The following is a 17,794-nucleotide window of genomic DNA, read 5'->3' as shown; positions in this document are numbered from 1 at the left end:
GGAAAAGGAAGAAATATTATGCCAAAGCGCACTGACATTAATCACGTCCTGGTCATCGGGTCCGGGCCCATCGTCATCGGCCAGGCCTGCGAGTTCGACTACTCCGGAACCCAGGCTTGCCGCGTCCTCAAGGACGAGGGCCTGCGCGTGACCCTGGTGAACTCGAACCCGGCCACCATCATGACCGACCCCGAGTTCGCCGACCACACCTACGTCGAGCCTATCGAGCCGGAATACATCGAAAAGATCCTGGTCAAGGAGGCAGAGGAAGGCCACCCCATCGACGCCGTGCTGGCTACCTTGGGTGGGCAAACCGCGCTGAACGCCGCGGTGCAGCTGGACCGCCAGGGCATTTTGGATAAGTACGATATCGAGCTCATCGGCGCCGATATCGATGCCATCGAGCGCGGCGAGGACCGCCAGAAGTTCAAGGACATCGTGGCCTCGGTAGGCGGAGAATCCGCCCGTTCGGCCGTGTGCCACAACATGGATGAGGTCCACGAGACCGTCGACAAGCTGGGCCTGCCCGTCGTGGTGCGCCCGTCCTTTACCATGGGTGGCCTGGGTTCCGGCCTGGCCTTTAATAACGAGGACCTAGATCGCATCGCCGGCGGCGGGCTTGCGGCCTCGCCTGAGGCTAATGTGCTCATCGAGGAGTCCATCCTCGGCTGGAAAGAATTCGAGCTCGAGCTCATGCGCGATGGCGATGACAACGTGGTCGTCGTCGCCTCCATCGAAAACGTCGATGCCCTAGGCGTGCACACCGGTGACTCCGTGACCGTGGCGCCGGCGCTGACGCTGACGGACCGCGAGTTCCAGAAGATGCGCGATCTGGGCATCGACATCATTCGCGAGGTGGGTGTTGATACCGGCGGCTGCAATATCCAGTTCGCCTTGAACCCGGATGATGGCCGCATCATCGTCATCGAGATGAACCCGCGCGTCTCCCGCTCTTCGGCGCTGGCATCCAAGGCCACGGGTTTTCCCATTGCCAAGCTGGCCGCGAAATTGGCCATCGGCTACACCTTGGACGAGGTGCAAAATGACATCACCGGCGAAACCCAGGCGGCATTCGAGCCGACCTTGGACTATGTCATTGTCAAGGCGCCCCGCTTTGCCTTCGAGAAATTCCCCGGCGCCGATGACACCTTGACCACCACGATGAAATCGGTGGGCGAGGCCATGGGTATCGGCCGCAACTACATCTCCGGCCTGAATAAGGTCATGCGCTCGCTGGAAAACAAGCCCAACGGGTTCTGGACCAAGCCGGATGAGTACTTTGCGGGCGAGCGCGCCACCGACGTGCAGGCGGTGCTCAAGGATCTCGAGCGCCCCACCGAGGGCCGTATGTACGATATCGAGCTGGCGCTGCGCCTCGGCGCTACGGTCGACGAGGTCCACGAGGCCTCCGGCGTGGACCCATGGTTCATCGCGGAGCTTGAGGGCTTGGTGGAATTCCGCCAGGAGCTTGTCGATGCCCCCGTGCTCACCGAGCAGCTTCTGCGCGAGGCCAAGGTCTTTGGGCTTTCCGATGCCCAAATTGCCGCCCTGCGTCCCGAGTTCAACGGCGAAGACGGCGTGCGCAGCCTGCGCTGGCGCATGGGCATTCGGCCCGTCTTCAAGACCGTCGATACGTGCGCCGGCGAGTTCGAGGCGCAAACGCCGTACCACTACAGCTCTTATGAGCTGGATCCTGATGCCGAAACCGAGGTGCACCCAGCACCGGAAGGCTCGAAGGGCAAGGTCATCATCTTGGGCTCTGGCCCGAACCGCATTGGTCAGGGCATCGAATTCGATTACTCCTGCGTGCACGCGGCCCTCGAGCTGTCCCGCAAGGGCTATGAGACCGTGATGGTCAACTGCAACCCAGAGACGGTATCGACGGACTATGACACCGCTGACCGCCTGTACTTCGAGCCGCTGACCTTCGAAGACGTCATGGAGGTCTACCACGCGGAGGCAGCCTCCGGCGAGGTCGCCGGCGTGCTGGTGCAGCTGGGCGGCCAGACCCCGCTGGGCCTGGCAGAGCGCCTCGACGCCGCCGGCGTGCCCGTGGTGGGCACCAGCCCCGCGGCCATCGACTCCGCCGAGGACCGCGGCGAATTCGGCAAGGTCCTCGATGAGGCAGAGCTGGCAGCGCCATCGTATGGCACCGCAACCTCCTTCGAGGAAGCCCGGAAGGTCGCGGCCTCCATCGGCTACCCGGTTCTGGTTCGCCCTTCCTACGTATTGGGTGGCAGCGGCATGGAAATCGTCTACGATGAGCAGTCGCTGGAGAACTATATCGAGCGCGCCACCGAGCTCTCCCCAGACCACCCGGTCTTGGTGGACCGCTTCTTGGACTCGGCCATCGAGATCGATGTCGACGCCCTGTGCGACGGCAACGAGGTCTACTTGGGCGGCGTGATGGAGCACATCGAGGAAGCCGGCGTTCACTCCGGCGACTCCTCGTGCGCCCTGCCGCCGATGACGCTGGGACCAGAGGACATCGACAAGGTGCGCGAGTCCACGCGCCGCTTGGCCGAGGGCATTGGCGTGAAGGGCCTGATGAACGTCCAGTTCGCCTTGAAGGACGATATCCTTTATGTCATCGAGGCCAACCCGCGCGCCTCGCGCACCGTTCCGTTCGTGTCCAAGGCGACCGGTGTGCCGCTGGCTAAGGCTGCTGCCCGCATCATGATGGGATCCACCATCGCGGAACTGCGAGAAGAAGGACTTATCCCATCGGCCTACGATGGTGGTTCCTTGCCGCTCGACCACCCGATTGCGGTCAAGGAAGCGGTCCTGCCCTTCGAGCGCTTCCGCCGGCCAGACGGTAGCCTGCTGGATACCCTGTTGTCGCCAGAGATGAAGTCCACCGGCGAGGTTATGGGGCTGGCCACCAACTTTGGTGCGGCCTATGCCAAGGGCGAAATCGCCGCCTTCGCCGTGCCGCCCACGGAAGGAACCATCTTCGTCTCCGTGGCCAACCGGGATAAGCGCACCCTGATTTTCCCCATCCAGCGCTTGGCGCGCATGGGATACAACATCGTCGCCACCGCCGGTACCGCGCAGATGCTGCGCCGCAACGGCATCGAGTGCGAGGTTGCCGTCAAGGTCTCTGAGGCCAAGGAGGGCGAAGAGTCCATCGTGGACAAGATTTTCAACGGCGAGATTGACTGGATTCTCAATACCCCAGCAGGCTCTGCCGGTGCGCGCCACGATGGCTACGATATCCGCGCCGCAGCGGTGCACATGGGCCTGCCGCTCGTCACGGTGGTCCAGGGCATTACGGCGGCGGTGCAGGGCATCGAGGCCCTGCGCCAGGGTGATTTGCAGGTTCGCGCACTTCAGGAGCTTGAGCATGGACCACGCAACTAAATCCTTTGGCCAGCGCCTGGAAGACGCCGGCCGCGAACGCGGGCGGCTTTGCGTAGGCATCGACCCGCACCCGTACCTCTTAGAGCACTGGGGGCTGGATAATACCGCGGAGGGCCTGCGTACCTTCAGCTTGCGCTGCGTCGAGGCCTTTGCAGATACCGCCGCCTTGGTAAAACCTCAGGTGGCCTTCTTCGAACGCTTCGGTGCCGCAGGCTTTGCGGTCTTGGAAGAAACGCTGGCCGGCCTCCGCGAGGCAGGGTGCCTGACGGTGGCCGATGCCAAGCGCGGCGATATCGGCTCCACAATGGAAGGCTATGGCGATGCCTGGCTAGGCGATACCTCGCCGCTGCGCGCTGACTCGGTGACCTTATCGCCGTACCTCGGCGTTGGGGCGCTGGGCGCGGCCATTGCCACGGCACAAGAAAACAACCGCGGCGTCTTCGTCTTGGCGGCAACCTCTAATCCAGAGGCGCGCGCCATTCAGGCGGTGCCCGCGGGGACTGCGGACTCGATTGCCCAGGCGGTCATCGATGAGTGCGCCGCCTTTAATGCCTCAGCGCTTGAGGCCGGCGTGGCTGGAAGCGTGGGCGTTGTGGTGGGCGCGACCGTCGAGAACCCACCCCGCTTGGACGCGCTTAATGGCCCGGTGCTGCTTCCCGGCGTCGGCGCCCAGGGGGCGGGTCCCGCGCAGGTGCACTCCATTGTGTCTGCGTGCCCGCAGCTTGGGTTCGCCAATGTCTCGCGCGCCGTTTTGCAACGCGGCCCCCAGGTCGATGACCTGCGCAAAGCGGTGATCGATACCGCAGACCAATTCCGGGATTAGAACACGCGGCGGGGCCAATTAACGGCCGCGCCGTTTACCTGGTATTTTGGTCTAGGCATGTGCGTTGACGTGCTAAAACGAGAGGCCCATCTGGGTCGCCTATCGTCATCGTGTCACTAGCGGTGCTAGGATAATCAGAAGTCGGTGTGCTCGAAGGTTCAGGGTAACTTTCCGCGGTATTTCCATCGCGTTTGGCAACCGGAATCTGGTACCAAGTATCAGAAGTAATAGAAGCAATCTAATGAATCGGAGGAAACTCGTGGCCCTTCCAAAGTTGACTGATGAGCAGCGTAAGGAAGCTCTCGCAAAGGCCGCTGAGGCCCGCAAGGCTCGCGCTGAGCTCAAGGCTGCGCTTAAGCGCGGCGAGACCGACCTGAAGGACGTGCTGGAAAAGGCTGAGACCGATGAGATCATCGGCAAGACCAAGGTTTCCGCACTCCTCGAGGCTCTGCCTAAGGTTGGCAAGGTCAAGGCCAAGGAAATCATGGAAGATCTGGAGATTGCGCAGACCCGTCGCCTGCGCGGTCTGGGTGAGCGCCAGCGTCGTGCTCTGCTTGAGCGCTTCGGTTACGACGACGAATAATCACGTCTATGGCTGACGCAACTGCTCGCGGTCGCCTCGTCGTGTTGGCGGGTCCTTCCGCAGTGGGGAAATCCACCGTAGTCTCGCGTCTACGGCATGACGTCGAGGGGCTGTATTTCAGCGTGTCTATGACAACGCGCCAGCCCCGCCCCGGGGAGCAAGATGGCGTGGATTATTTCTTCGTCACCCCTGAGGCCTTTCAGGAACGCATTGATGCCGGTGAGATGCTCGAATGGGCAGATATTCACGGCGGATTGCAGCGTTCCGGAACACCCGCCCGGCCCGTAGAAGAGGCCTTGGACGCCGGTCGCCCGGTTCTCGTCGAGGTCGATTTGGCCGGTGCGCGCAGCGTTCGCAAGGCCTTGCCGGAAGCGGATTTGGTCTTCTTGGCACCGCCTTCGTGGGAGGTGTTAGTAGAGCGCCTGACCGGTCGCGGTACCGAACCGCAAGACGTCATTGATCGTAGGTTGCACACTGCGTACGAGGAACTAGCTGCACAGGATGAGTTTGATCACGTTGTGGTCAATGAAAACCTAGATGAGGCAGTGGCCGCCATTAGTGATATCCTGCGTGGATAGACTCTTCTTTTGACCATCTTCAACCAATGTAAAGGTGCATGTGACTAACGTGACCACCCCTTCTAACACTGAATCCGCGAAGTCGGAACCGGTATTTGATGACCCGATTGGCATTACGGACCCGCCAATCGATGAGCTGTTGGACAAGGTTTCTTCCAAGTACGCCTTGGTAATTTTCGCTGCCAAGCGTGCGCGCCAGATCAATAGCTACTACCAAGAGCAAGATGAAGGCGTCTTTGAGTTCGTCGGCCCACTGGTTAACCCAGAGCCCGGCGAGAAGCCACTGTCCATCGCGCTGCGCGAAATCGACGCAGGTCTGTTGGACCACGAGGAAGGCAAGTAAGTAGCGCGCGCTTTCGCGTTCGCACCTTGTGCCTCATTTTAGCCCCGTCCGGCCAAGCCCACTTGGTTGCACTACTGTGGAACTAACGTGGTGGCCGGGCGGGGCTCTTGTCATGCCTGCACGGTACGATTGTGCGATGTGACTGTTTCAAAATCTCCTCGCAATATCGTGTTGGGCGTTGCCGGTGGCATCGCCGCGTATAAGGCCTGCCACTTGGTGCGCAATTTCAAAGAACATGGCGATAACGTCCGCGTCGTTCCTACAGAAAGCGCATTGAACTTCGTGGGCGCAGCTACCTTTGAGGCATTATCTGGAAACCCTGTCTCAACAAGTGTTTTTGAGGCCGTAGAGGACGTGCAACATGTAGCGGTAGGCCAGGAGGCCGATGCCGTGGTCATCGCCCCTGCCACGGCTGACCTCATTGCGCGCTTGGCTGCGGGACGCGCCGATGACTTGTTGACCGCGACCGTGCTGGTGGCAACGTGTCCCATCATCGTGGCGCCCGCCATGCACACCGAAATGTGGAATAACCCAGCGACACAAGACAACGTAAAGACCCTGCGCCGGCGCGGAATTACCGTCATGGAACCAGCGCACGGGCGCCTTACGGGTAAGGATACGGGCGCAGGCAGGCTGCCGGATCCAGAACAGATTGCGGCCATCGCGCGCACCGAGCTCGCTGGCTTTCATATCGATCACAGCTGGGCGGGGCTGAAGGTGGTCATTTCTGCCGGTGGCACCCAAGAGGAATTGGACCCGGTTCGCTATTTAGGAAACCGTTCCTCCGGCAGGCAGGGGTATGCGCTGGCAGAGGTGGCCGCACACAAGGGCGCGGATGCCACGATTGTGGCCGGCAATACCGCGGAGTTGCCGGTGCCGAGCGGGGCTACGATCCGGAATATCGTTTCTGCCCAAGACTTGGAGGCCGCGATGCGCGAGGAATCCCGCGATGCCGATATCGTCATCATGGCCGCTGCAGTCGCGGATTACCGGCCCGCGAACGTGGCCGAGTCCAAAATGAAAAAGGGCAAGGCCGATGATGCGCTCGCGACGCTAGAGATGGTGGAAAACCCAGATATTTTGAAGTCTCTCGTGGCAGCCCGCGAGGAAGGCGAGGTGCCGCAGAAGTGCGTCATCGTCGGTTTCGCGGCCGAGACTGGAGATGGCGATTCTTCGGCGCTGGATTACGCGAAAGAAAAGTTTGCGCGCAAGGGGTGCGACGTACTGATGGCCAATGAGGTCGGCCGCGGCGTGACCTTTGGCCAGGAAAACAGCGAGGGGTGGATCCTGCGGCGAAACGAGGAACCACAGCGCGTAGAGCATGGATCCAAGCAGGTCGTCGCGGCGCAGATTCTCGGCGTCGTGAATGAAATGATTGAACCGGGAAATTAAATATTGCGTTTATAGACCGCTTGGTCTAGGGTTGCCTTGTAATGGGTTGGGGCAGAATGCCTCGGTATCGAATACGTAAATAATCTAAGGAAGTTTTTGTGACTGATAACGCTGCAGTGGAAGCTCGTCTTTTTACAAGCGAGTCCGTTACTGAGGGGCACCCGGATAAAATCTGTGACGCCATCTCGGATGCCATCTTGGATGCACTTTTAGAAAAGGATCCGGAGTCTCGCGTCGCCGTGGAAACGCTGGTTACCACCGGCCAGGTACACGTCGTGGGCGAGGTCCGCACCAACGCCTACGTGGAAATCCCGGCCCTTGTGCGCGAGACCCTAAAGTCCATCGGCTTTACCTCTTCCGATGTGGGCTTTGATGGCAATACCTGTGGCGTCAACATCGCCATCGGCGAGCAGTCGCAGGAAATCGGTGCCGGCGTGGATACCTCCACCGAGGCGCGCGACCAGGGCGCGGATTATGACGAGGAAAATGACACCGCCGGCGCCGGCGACCAGGGCCTGATGTTTGGCTACGCGTCGAATGAAACCGCGGAGTACATGCCGTTGCCAATCGCCTTGGCGCACCGCCTGTCCCGCCGCCTGACCCAGGTGCGCAAAGAGGGCATTGTGGACCACCTGCGCCCGGACGGCAAGACCCAGGTGACCTTTGCATATAACGAGAATAATGAGCCTTCTCACCTGGATACGGTCGTTATTTCTACCCAGCACGATCCTGAGGTTGATAGCCAGTGGCTAGAAACCCACCTGCGCAGCGAGGTGCTGGACTGGGTCATTAAGGATGCCGGCCTTGATAAGTACTACACCGATGAGACCAACCTCTTGGTCAATCCTTCCGGCTCCTTCATCTTGGGCGGCCCAATGGGCGATGCAGGCCTTACCGGCCGCAAGATCATCGTGGATACCTACGGTGGCATGGCCCGCCACGGCGGCGGTGCCTTCTCCGGCAAGGACCCCAGTAAGGTGGACCGCTCTGCGGCCTACGCCATGCGCTGGGTGGCCAAGAATATCGTCGCCGCGGGCCTGGCGGATCGCGCAGAGGTGCAGGTGGCCTACGCCATCGGTCGCGCCAAGCCGGTTGGCCTCTACGTCGAGACCTTCGGAACCGCGAAGCAGAACTTGACCGATGAGCAGATCCAGGCTGCCGTCAATAAGGTCTTTGACCTTCGCCCGGCCGCCATCATCCGCGAATTGGATCTGCTGCGTCCTATCTACGGCCAGACCGCCGCCTACGGCCACTTTGGACGTACCGACGTTGACCTGCCGTGGGAGCAGTTGGACCGAGTGGAGGAATTGCGCGCTGCCGCTGGTCTGTAGAATGTGGGCTTATGCCTAAGAAAACACCCGCCGCCCGGAAACCGGTCGCGCGGGTGTTGCCTCTTCTAGGGGTTGCCCACCTCGATCGGGGCTTTGATTACCTGGTAGATGAGGCCGAATCTGATAGCGCCCAAGCCGGGGTGAAGGTGCGCATTCGGTTCAATGGGCGCTTGGTGGATGCGATCATCGTCGAGCGCAAGCATGAGTCCGACTTCGGCGGGCAGCTGCGCTTTATCGAGCGGGTCATCTCCCCATTCCACGTTTATCCACCGCAGCTGTCCCGGCTGGTGGAAGCCCTTGCGGATCGCTATGGCGGAATTTGCTCCGATATCATTCGCTCCGCCATTCCGCCGCGGCACGCAAAGGCAGAAGAAGCGGATTTGGATACGCCGTGGGAAGAACTCGGCGCCGCCAGCGAGCCCGATTTATCCGGGTGGTCTGCCTATCAACATGGGGAAACCTTTGTTGATTCCATCCTGGGCGGGAAATTAGCACGTGCCGCGTGGCAAATCGCTCCCGGCGATGAATGGGAAGATGCACTCGCGGCCTTAGCGGTCAAGGTTGCCCTGGGTGGGGGAGGCGTCCTTATCGTGGTCCCAGACCAAAAGGTAGTGGACGCCCTTGAAAACGCCCTGCGCGGTGTTGTGGGGCCGAAACAAATCACGGTGCTCACCAATAGCATGGGCCCGCAAGCGCGCTATCGCCGCTATCTTTCGGCCTTGGTGGGGCAGGCGCGAATCGTCATTGGAACGCGCTCGGCGGCTTTTACCCCCGTGGACAACCTGCAGCTGGCCGTCATTTTTGATGATGGTAACGATAACTTGGTGGATAATATTAAGCCCTACGTCCACGCCCGGGAGGTGCTTACCACCCGCTCTGCCTTTGAAAATTGCAGCTTCATTGCGGCGAACCACTCGCGCACGGCGGAAACCCAGTTATTGGTGGACTCTGGGTGGGCACACAACCTCATCCCGAGCGCCTCAACCATAGAGGCGCGCCGGCCCGATATTTTGGCCATTGGTGCCTACGGGCTATCCATTTCTAGGGACTTGGAGGGCGGTACGACCTCTGTGCAAGCCCCAGCCTTTCAAGCGGCGCAGCAAGCCCTCGACCGCGGCGAACCAGTGCTAGTGCAGGTCCCGCGCAAGGGGTATGCGCCTATTTTGGCCTGTGGAAAGTGCCATTCTCCCGCGCGGTGCCGCCACTGTAACGGGCCATTGGGGTTGCCTCCGAGCTCGGAGCGCTCAAGCGAGGAAGCCGTCATGCCTACCTGCCGTTGGTGCGGGCGCATTGCCACCAATCATCGCTGTACCGAGTGCGGTTCGCCGCGCCTGCGCGCCATCGTTTTAGGCTCTGAACGCACCGCGGAGGAATTGGGGCGCGCCTTTCCCAATACGTCCGTCGTGGTTTCTGGCGGCAATAAGGTCGTGGGCTCAATTGAAAATGCCCCGGCATTAGTGATTGCTACCCCTGGCGCCGAGCCGCGGGTGAATGGCGGCGCCTATGGCGCGGCGCTGCTATTGGACGCGGGCACCTTATTAAACCGGCAAGACTTGCGCGCCACCGAGGACTGCCTGGCCAAATGGGCGCAGGCGGCCACCATGGTCAGGCCGCATTTTAAGGGCGGGCGCGTCATCATTGCCGCGGATCCGGAACTTCCCGTCGTCCGCCACTTCATGAGCTGGGACATGGTCGCGGCCGCGGTAGAGGAATTGCGGGCCCGGCGCGAGGTGCGCTTTCCGCCGGCCGTGCACTTCGCCGCCATCGATGGGGCGGACGCGGCTCTGGATTCCTTCGAACAGTTGGTGGACCTGCCAGAGCACGCCGAGGTCTTAGGCCCGGTTCCGCTCCCGCCAGGGGACAGCCTCCCCGGGGAATACGATGCGGACCGCTTTGGCCCACCGCAACGCCTGGTGGTGCGCGCCCCGCTGGGGCCGCGATCGCAGCTCGGGCGCGCCTTGCGCAAGGCAAATGCGGCGCGCAGCGCGCGCAAGGATGAATTGCCACTACGCATCATGGTCGATCCCATTCACGTGGGTTAGAAGTGCGCATAAACTTAGGCGAATAGGCAGTACATGAGAAAGGGAAGATTCAGTGGCGGAATTAGACATCAGGCTCTACGGGGATCCCGTACTGAGCACGCGGGCCGAAGAGATTACGACCTTTGACTCCAGCCTGCGCACGCTGGCGCAGAACATGTTGGAGACCATGGATGCCGCCGGCGGGGTGGGACTCGCGGCGAACCAAGTGGGCATTCTCAAGCGCATCTTTGTCTATGATTGTTCGCCTATCCAGGCCGGATTGCGCGGGGTTCTCATCAACCCCGTGTGGACGCCGCTGGGAGAAGACATGCAGGTTGGCCCGGAAGGATGCCTATCCATCCCGGGGATTAGCGCCGATACACCGCGGCACAACCGGGTATTTGTCTCTGGGCGCGATGTAGAAGGCAGGCCGGTGGGGATGGTCGCCTCGGGGCTTTTGGCTCGGTGCATTCAGCATGAAACCGATCACCTTGATGGAGTGTTATTCCTGCGCCGGCTTGGCGATGCCGACCGCAAGGCCGCCATGCGTACCATCCGCGAAGCCGATTGGTTTAATAGCGCGGGGTAGGCGAGCTTCGGCAACGCAGGCAGGCTCGTTGTACCCTAGAATTTTCACCCGAGACCTCGAGGAGACTCATCCAGTATGCGGATTATTTTTGCCGGCACCCCAGAGCCGGCGGTGGTGGCATTGGAGAAATTGCTTGCCTCCAGCCACGAAGTGGTAGCGGTCATTACCCGGCCCGATGCGAAGAAGGGCAGGGGCCGCAGCCTTCACCCGAGCCCGGTAAAGGCGCTGGCGCAAGAACACGGCATCGAGGTGTTGACCCCGACCACGCTGCGGCCTGGCACGGAGGATGGCGATAACCTGCGTGAGCGCCTGGCGGAGCTGCAGCCCGAGGCCATTCCGGTGGTGGCCTATGGCAATCTCATTAGCAAGGATCTCTTGGATGTCGCGCGCCATGGCTGGGTCAACCTGCACTTTTCCCTTCTTCCCGCCTGGCGCGGCGCGGCGCCGGTGCAGGCGGCTATCGCGGCGGGCGATGATATTACCGGTGCGTCCACCTTCCGGATTGAAGAAGGCCTGGATACGGGCCCGGTATTCGGCACGGTTACAGAAGACATCACCGGAACCGATACCGCGGACGATCTGCTCACACGGCTGGCGTATTCCGGGGCGGATCTCCTGGTCGCCACCATGGATGGGCTGGAGGCCGGCACGCTGGAGCCGCAGGCCCAAAGCGGCGAAGCCACCTATGCGCCGAAGATCTCTACCGCGGCAGCCCGCATTGACTGGGCGCAGCCTGCCTTCGCCATCGACCGGCATATCCGCGCCCACACCCCAGGCCCGGGCGCGTGGACGCTGCTTGACGATGCCCGCCTCAAGCTCGGCCCGGTGAGTCTCACCGAGGGCATCGGCAAGCAGCTGCATCCGGGCGAGGCGCTGATTAGCAAGGACGCGGTGTACATCGGGACCGCGACGCAACCGGTGCAGCTGGATAGGATTCAGCCGCCGGGCAAAAAGATGATGAATGCGGCCGATTGGGCGCGTGGATTAGGAAAGAACGCAGAGGTGAGGTTCCAGTGACTGGTGGATTCCGCTCCCGCAGCAAGTCCGGCGACAAGGCGCCGGAGGCTAAACAACACGGCAAGAACGGCGCGCCCCAACGCGGCAATGCGCAGCGCGGTAGTGCGCAGCGTGGCCAAGACAATCGCGGCCAAGCTCAGCGTGGATCCGCACAGCGTGGTCGCGGCATGCAGGACCAGCGCAACCGCGACCACCGGGATAACCGAGGAAACCGAGGTAATCGGAATGCGGGCACAAAGAACACGGGCGCGGGGAAAACACTGGTGCAGGCCGCCATCGACCAGGGCGTGGATCCGGCCCGCGCCATTGCCTTTGATGTGGTGCGCCGGGTAAGCGAAGAGGATGCGTTTGCCAACCTTGTCCTGCCCAAGGCGCTGCGCAAGCAGAAACTTTCTGGCCGCGATGCCGCATTCGCCACGGAGATTACCTATGGCACCCTCCGCACCCTGGGCGTGCTCGATGCGGTGATCGCGCAGTGTTCTTCGCGCGAGTTGGAGGCAATCTCGCCGGTGGTCATCGATGCCCTGCGCTTGGGCACCTACCAGGTGCTGTATACGCGCGTGGAACCCCACGCTGCGGTAGATACCTCCGTCCGGCTCGTCGTGGCGGGTGGGGAAGAAAAAGCCAAAGGGTTTGCCAATGGCATCTTGCGCACCATTACCCGCACGCCGCCGAATGAGTGGCTCAAGCGCCTTGCCCCAGAAGGCGAGATTGCGGGCCTGGCCTTTAGGCATGCGCACCCAACGTGGATCGCGGAGTCTTTTGCCCGCGTTGTGGACCCCGAGGAATTGCCGGCTGCCTTAGCGGCGGATTCCGAGCGCCCGAGCGTGCACCTGGTGGCGCGGCCGGGCGAGATTTCCGCCGAGGAATTGGCGCTGATTACCGGAAACGAAGAAGGTACCTATTCGCCCTACGCGGTGTATATGGATTCTGGGGACCCAGGCCAATTGGAACCGGTCCAGCAGGGCATGGCCGCGGTGCAGGATGAAGGCTCGCAGCTTATCGCCCGCGCGGTGTGCGAGGTGCCCGTCAGCGGTACCGACCAGGGCCGCTGGCTCGACCTGTGCGCGGGCCCAGGTGGCAAGGCGGCCCTGATGGGGGCCTTGGCGCGCATCGAATCCGCGCACGTTGATGCGGTGGAAGTATCGGCGCATCGTGCAAAACTGATTGAAAAGACGGTGCAGGGGTTGCCGGTGACCGTCCATGTGGCCGATGGCCGCAACCCGCAGGTCGGCTCGGGATTCGATCGCATCTTGGTGGACGCGCCGTGTTCGGGGCTGGGCGCATTGCGGCGCCGACCGGAGGCGCGGTGGCGGAAATCGGAGGACGATATTGCCGAGCTTTCGACACTCCAATTCGAGCTCTTGTCCTCTGCTTTAAAGCTCGTGCGGCCGGGCGGGGTCGTGGTGTATTCCACGTGTTCGCCGGACCTGCGCGAAACCCGCGCCATCGTGGACCAGGCGGTAGAAAAGCTGGGTGCGCAGGAATTGGACGCACGGGATTTTATCCCGGATATGGGCAATGTAGGGAAAGAAAAATCCGTCCAAATGTGGCCGCACAGGCACGGCACCGATGCCATGTTCATGGCGGTATTGCGGCGCGGCGATGAGGAAGGGCGCTAGGATTAACGGTATGCCTGCACCACTTATTTCTCCGTCAATTTTGGCTGCTGACTTCGCGCGGCTGGGCGAACAACTAGAGGCCATCTCGAATGCCGATTGGATCCATGTAGACATCATGGACGGGCACTTTGTGCCCAACCTTTCCTTCGGTCCGGATATTACGGCCACGGTGAAAAGGTCCACGGATAAGCCGCTTGACGTGCACCTGATGATTGAGTCGCCGGCGAAATGGGTGGAGACCTATATCAAGGCCGGTGCCAACACCATCATTTTCCACGTGGAAGCGGTTGAGGGTGAAGCAGCCGCGGTGGAATTGGCAGAAAAGATTCGGGACTTGGGCGCGCGTGCGGCCTTTTCCATCAAGCCGGATACGCCCATTGAGCCGTGGCTGGATAAGCTGCATCACTTCGATGAGGTGCTGGTCATGTCCGTGGAACCGGGTTTTGGCGGGCAGAAATTTATGCCCGCCATGCTGGATAAGGTCTGCGCCCTGCGCGAAAGCATTGACCAGCAGAACCTGGATACCATCATTGAAATAGATGGCGGCATCGATCCGGAAACCATTGGCTTGGCCGCGGAGGCCGGGTGCGATTCCTTCGTGGCGGGATCGGCCGTATTCAAAAGCGACGATCCAGCGCAGGCGGTGGAAGAACTGCGCGCGCTTGCGGCGCGGTCATAATGGCCGGCGCGATGGATGAAACCAACGTTTCCGGAGCATTGCTTCAGGCCATGCAGGCCGGCGCGGCGGTGCGCGGCACCACAAGCCCCAATCCTCCTGTAGGCGCGGTGATTTTATCCGCAACCGGTGACATTGTGGGGCGCGGTGCGACCCAGCCGGTGGGTGGCGCCCACGCGGAAGTCATGGCGCTGCGCGCGGCCGGCGAGAAGGCCCGCGGCGGCACGGCCGTGGTTACCCTGGAGCCCTGCGCGCATACGGGCAGGACGGGTCCTTGCGCCACGGCGCTTATCGATGCCGGAATTGCCCGCGTATTCTACCTGCATCCCGATCCCACGCCCCAAGCAGGCGGGGGAGCGCAGGCATTGGCCGCAGCCGGGGTAGAGGTGGGCCGGCTCACCGCGCCGGATGGCGTCGAGGACGCGGTGCGTGCCTGGTTGCGCGCGGTAAAGCTGCAGCGCCCGCACGTCACCCTGAAATTCGCGCAGACCTTGGACGGGTTTACCGCTGCGGCCGATGGCACGAGCCAGTGGATCACCGGGTCTAAGGCCCGCGAGTGGGTCCATGCCGATAGGGCGCGGCGCGATGCCATCATTATCGGCACCGGCACCGCGCTTGCCGATAACCCCTCGCTTACCGCACGCTGTAGCGATGGGAGTCTGCGGGAGCACCAGCCGCGCCGCGTGGTCATCGGCAAGCGCGATCTTCGTGCCGCGGGGGAGAAGGCCTCTCACCTGCGGCAGCTGGGATTTGAGCAATATGACAGCATCGCGGGCGCGCTCGACGAGCTGTATGCCAGCGGCGCCCGCGACGTCTTGGTGGAAGGCGGGGCGGGACTGGCCCAGAGCTTTATCGAGGCCGGTGCCGTGGATGCGCTGGCGGCGTATATTGCCCCCATCCTGCTCGGCCAAGGGCGCGGGGTCCTGGCGAATTCGGTGGCGCACACGCTTGCCGATGCCCCACGTTTTACCACCGTGCGCACCACCACCCTCGGGCCCGATGTCCTCGTCGAATACGAGGCGCGGAATGAGCGTTAAAAGATGAGAAACCTTAGATACACATACAAGGGGATTAATTGTTTACAGGGCTAGTACAAGAACTCGGCACGGTAGCCGCGCTCGAGCAACAGGCGGATGCGCTGCGGCTGAGCATCCGCGCGCCGCAGACGGTGAGTGACGCGCGCCTAGGGGATTCCATCGCCATCAATGGCGTGTGCCTTACCATCGCGGAATTGGATGGGGACATCTTCTTTGCCGATGTGATGCAAGAATCGTTGGATCGGACGGGACTCGGGCAGCTGGTAGAAGGCGCGCGGGTGAATGTTGAGCCGGCATTGCTGCCGACCACGCGGCTAGGTGGACACATGATGCAGGGCCATGTGGATGGCACGGCGCGCTTGGTCTCGCGCGAGCGTTCGCAGCACTGGGACGTGCTGCGCTTTAGCTTGCCCCGCGATCTTGCTCGGTACGTCGTGGAAAAGGGCTCTATTGCGGTCAACGGTACGTCGTTGACGGTCAGCGCCGTAGGTAAGGACTGGTTTGAGGTCTCCCTTATTCCCACCACCTTGCGGGAGACGACGCACGGTGAATCCAAGGTTGGCGATATCGTAAACCTCGAGGTGGATGTGCTGGCGAAGTATGTAGAAAAGATGCTTCACCCCGAATCCGGAAGTGCTCAAGCAAAGGACTAGACTGCTAGGTTATGTTCGCGACTGAAGAGAGCATCCATTTTGATGCCATCGACCACGCCATTGCGGAGATTGCCGCCGGCAAGCCGGTCATCGTCATGGATGATGAAGGACGGGAAAACGAAGGGGATCTGATCTTTGCCGCGGAGCTGGCAACCCCGGAACTGGTCGCGTTTATGGTGCGGTATTCCTCCGGATACGTGTGCGCCTCGCTATTGCCGGAAGATTGCCAGCGGCTCGATTTGCCGCCGATGATGGCGCAGAACCAGGATGTGCGCCAGACCGCCTATACGGTCACCGTGGATGCGGCGACGGGCTCTACCGGAATTTCTGCGGCCTCCCGCGCGGAAACCATCCGCCGCTTGGCGGATCCTTCGACCCGGTCCAGCGACTTTACCCGGCCAGGCCACGTGGTTCCCCTGCGCGCACGGCCCGGGGGGGTGCTGGAGCGCGATGGTCATACGGAAGCCGCCGTCGATTTGGCGCGCCTTGCTGGCCTTCGCCCCGCCGGCGTGCTGTGTGAGGTCGTCTCCGAAGAAGACCCAACGGACATGGCCCGCGGACCGGAGCTGCGCCGTTTTGCCGATAAGCACGGCCTCGCCTTGATCTCCATCGCGCAGCTTATTGAGTGGCGCCGCCACCATGAGGTGCAAACCCAGCGGGCGGTGGAAACCCGCCTGCCCACCGAGTATGGCGAATTCACCGCGATTGGTTACAGACATGACCTCGATGGCCAAGAACATATTGCCTTAATCGCCGGCGATCCCGCGCAGCTTCGCGGGGCCCGCGATGTTGTGGTGCGCGTGCATTCTGAGTGCCTGACCGGAGACGTCTTTGGCTCGCGCCGCTGCGATTGCGGCCCCCAATTGCAGGAATCCCTGCGCAAGGTGCAGGAAGCCGGCAGCGGGGTAGTCATTTACCTGCGCGGCCACGAGGGCCGCGGGATCGGGTTGGTGCACAAGCTGCAGGCGTACAGGCTCCAGGACGAGGGCTGGGATACAGTCGATGCCAACCTGGAACAAGGGCTGCCCGAAGACGCCCGCGAGTATTCCGTGGCCGGCCAGATCCTGAAGGACCTTGGGGTGGAATCGGCGCAGCTGTTGACCAATAACCCACACAAGGGCGAAGGCCTTGCCGGCTTTGGCATCGAGGTCAGCCGGCACACCCCGCTGACCATCGCGGCAAATGCCGATAATATTCGGTATTTGCGCACCAAACGCGACCGCATGGGCCACAATCTTCCGCAGGTGGCACAGTGGGACGCGCAGCACGAAGGAGAATTAGGTAAATGAGTAAAGAAGGATTACCGGCTATCGCCCAGGTAGATGCGCGCGGCCTCCGCGTCGCGGTGGTGACCGCGACGTGGAACGAAGAGGTCTGCGATCAGTTGCACCAACAAGCGGTGGACACTGCGCGTGCTAATGGGGCAGAGGTCGCGGAGTTCCGCGTCGTCGGCTCCCTGGAACTGGGCGTGGTTGTCCAAGCAGCCGCGCGGAAATTCGATGCCGTCGTTGCCTTGGGCTGCGTCATCCGTGGCGGTACTCCGCACTTCGATTATGTCTGCGATTCCGTCACCCAAGCCCTCACGCGCATCTCCTTGGATGAATCGACGCCGATTGGCAATGGGGTATTGACGGTCAATGACCAGCAGCAGGCCATCGATCGCGCAGGTTTTCCTGACTCGGCGGAAAACAAGGGCGCAGAATCCATGATTGCGGCTTTAGATACCGCGCTGCAATTGCGTAGACTAAACGCAGATTAAAGGCAGGCAG

Annotated in this window: 16 protein-coding genes; all 16 read left to right on the top strand. The window is 61.8% G+C overall.

Annotated elements, in window-relative coordinates; all coding sequences use genetic code 11:
• The first annotated feature begins 18 nt into the window (after positions 1-18).
• The 16 genes from carB (at position 19) to ribH (ending at position 17,784) form a co-directional block, all read left to right on the top strand.
• Positions 19-3,360 carry a carbamoyl-phosphate synthase large subunit gene (gene carB, locus MHX65_RS01960; protein ID WP_239268218.1) on the top strand — a complete coding sequence of 1,114 codons (3,342 nt, stop codon included), beginning with the start codon at positions 19-21 and terminating at the stop codon, positions 3,358-3,360.
• The gene (gene pyrF / locus MHX65_RS01955; RefSeq protein ID WP_239268216.1) at positions 3,344-4,183 is read left to right on the top strand and encodes an orotidine-5'-phosphate decarboxylase; all 840 of its coding nucleotides are present in this window, start codon (positions 3,344-3,346) and stop codon (positions 4,181-4,183) included. Before carB ends, pyrF begins: the two co-directional genes overlap by 17 nt.
• Before the next feature lie 259 nt (positions 4,184-4,442).
• Positions 4,443-4,766 (top strand): integration host factor, actinobacterial type, encoded by a 324-nt coding sequence (gene mihF / locus MHX65_RS01950; protein ID WP_023017443.1) that lies wholly within the window; start codon positions 4,443-4,445, stop codon positions 4,764-4,766.
• Positions 4,767-4,774: 8 nt separating this feature from the next.
• On the top strand, positions 4,775-5,344 hold the full coding sequence (gmk, locus tag MHX65_RS01945) for a guanylate kinase (RefSeq protein WP_005283138.1): 570 nt from the start codon (positions 4,775-4,777) through the stop codon (positions 5,342-5,344).
• 40 nt (positions 5,345-5,384) lie between these two features.
• A complete protein-coding gene (gene rpoZ / locus MHX65_RS01940; protein ID WP_005279075.1) occupies positions 5,385-5,687 on the top strand; it encodes a DNA-directed RNA polymerase subunit omega in 303 nt (100 codons plus the stop codon).
• Positions 5,688-5,825: 138 nt separating this feature from the next.
• Positions 5,826-7,079, top strand: a complete 1,254-nt coding sequence (gene coaBC, locus MHX65_RS01935; RefSeq protein WP_239268214.1) for a bifunctional phosphopantothenoylcysteine decarboxylase/phosphopantothenate--cysteine ligase CoaBC — start codon at positions 5,826-5,828, stop codon at positions 7,077-7,079.
• Between the two features lie 98 nt (positions 7,080-7,177).
• Entirely contained in the window at positions 7,178-8,410 is a 1,233-nt protein-coding gene (gene metK / locus MHX65_RS01930; RefSeq protein WP_023017445.1) for a methionine adenosyltransferase, read from the top strand.
• A gap of 11 nt (positions 8,411-8,421) precedes the next feature.
• A complete protein-coding gene (locus MHX65_RS01925) occupies positions 8,422-10,452 on the top strand; it encodes a primosomal protein N' (RefSeq protein WP_239268212.1) in 2,031 nt (676 codons plus the stop codon).
• Between the two features lie 52 nt (positions 10,453-10,504).
• Positions 10,505-11,020, top strand: a complete 516-nt coding sequence (gene def / locus MHX65_RS01920; protein WP_023017447.1) for a peptide deformylase — start codon at positions 10,505-10,507, stop codon at positions 11,018-11,020.
• A gap of 75 nt (positions 11,021-11,095) precedes the next feature.
• On the top strand, positions 11,096-12,037 hold the full coding sequence (fmt, locus tag MHX65_RS01915) for a methionyl-tRNA formyltransferase (protein WP_023017448.1): 942 nt from the start codon (positions 11,096-11,098) through the stop codon (positions 12,035-12,037).
• Complete coding sequence (locus tag MHX65_RS01910; protein ID WP_239268210.1) at positions 12,034-13,659, top strand: RsmB/NOP family class I SAM-dependent RNA methyltransferase; 1,626 nt, start codon at positions 12,034-12,036, stop codon at positions 13,657-13,659. The genes fmt and MHX65_RS01910 overlap by 4 nt, the downstream gene beginning before the upstream one ends.
• A gap of 10 nt (positions 13,660-13,669) precedes the next feature.
• Complete coding sequence (gene rpe / locus MHX65_RS01905; protein ID WP_239268208.1) at positions 13,670-14,338, top strand: ribulose-phosphate 3-epimerase; 669 nt, start codon at positions 13,670-13,672, stop codon at positions 14,336-14,338.
• An 11-nt stretch (positions 14,339-14,349) separates the two neighbouring features.
• Positions 14,350-15,372 (top strand): bifunctional diaminohydroxyphosphoribosylaminopyrimidine deaminase/5-amino-6-(5-phosphoribosylamino)uracil reductase RibD, encoded by a 1,023-nt coding sequence (gene ribD / locus MHX65_RS01900; RefSeq protein WP_370657777.1) that lies wholly within the window; start codon positions 14,350-14,352, stop codon positions 15,370-15,372.
• A gap of 38 nt (positions 15,373-15,410) precedes the next feature.
• Positions 15,411-16,025, top strand: coding sequence for a riboflavin synthase (locus MHX65_RS01895; protein WP_239268204.1), 615 nt, complete (start codon positions 15,411-15,413; stop codon positions 16,023-16,025).
• A gap of 11 nt (positions 16,026-16,036) precedes the next feature.
• Positions 16,037-17,314: a bifunctional 3,4-dihydroxy-2-butanone-4-phosphate synthase/GTP cyclohydrolase II gene (locus MHX65_RS01890; RefSeq protein WP_126319096.1), complete on the top strand. Its 1,278-nt coding sequence runs from the start codon at positions 16,037-16,039 to the stop codon at positions 17,312-17,314.
• The gene (gene ribH / locus MHX65_RS01885; RefSeq protein WP_023030700.1) at positions 17,311-17,784 is read left to right on the top strand and encodes a 6,7-dimethyl-8-ribityllumazine synthase; all 474 of its coding nucleotides are present in this window, start codon (positions 17,311-17,313) and stop codon (positions 17,782-17,784) included. Before MHX65_RS01890 ends, ribH begins: the two co-directional genes overlap by 4 nt.
• Positions 17,785-17,794: the final 10 nt, after the last annotated feature.

Source organism: Corynebacterium sp. ACRPS (assembly GCF_022346005.1).
GTDB lineage: Bacteria > Actinomycetota > Actinomycetes > Mycobacteriales > Mycobacteriaceae > Corynebacterium.
This window is presented reverse-complemented; position numbering and strand designations above follow the sequence as displayed.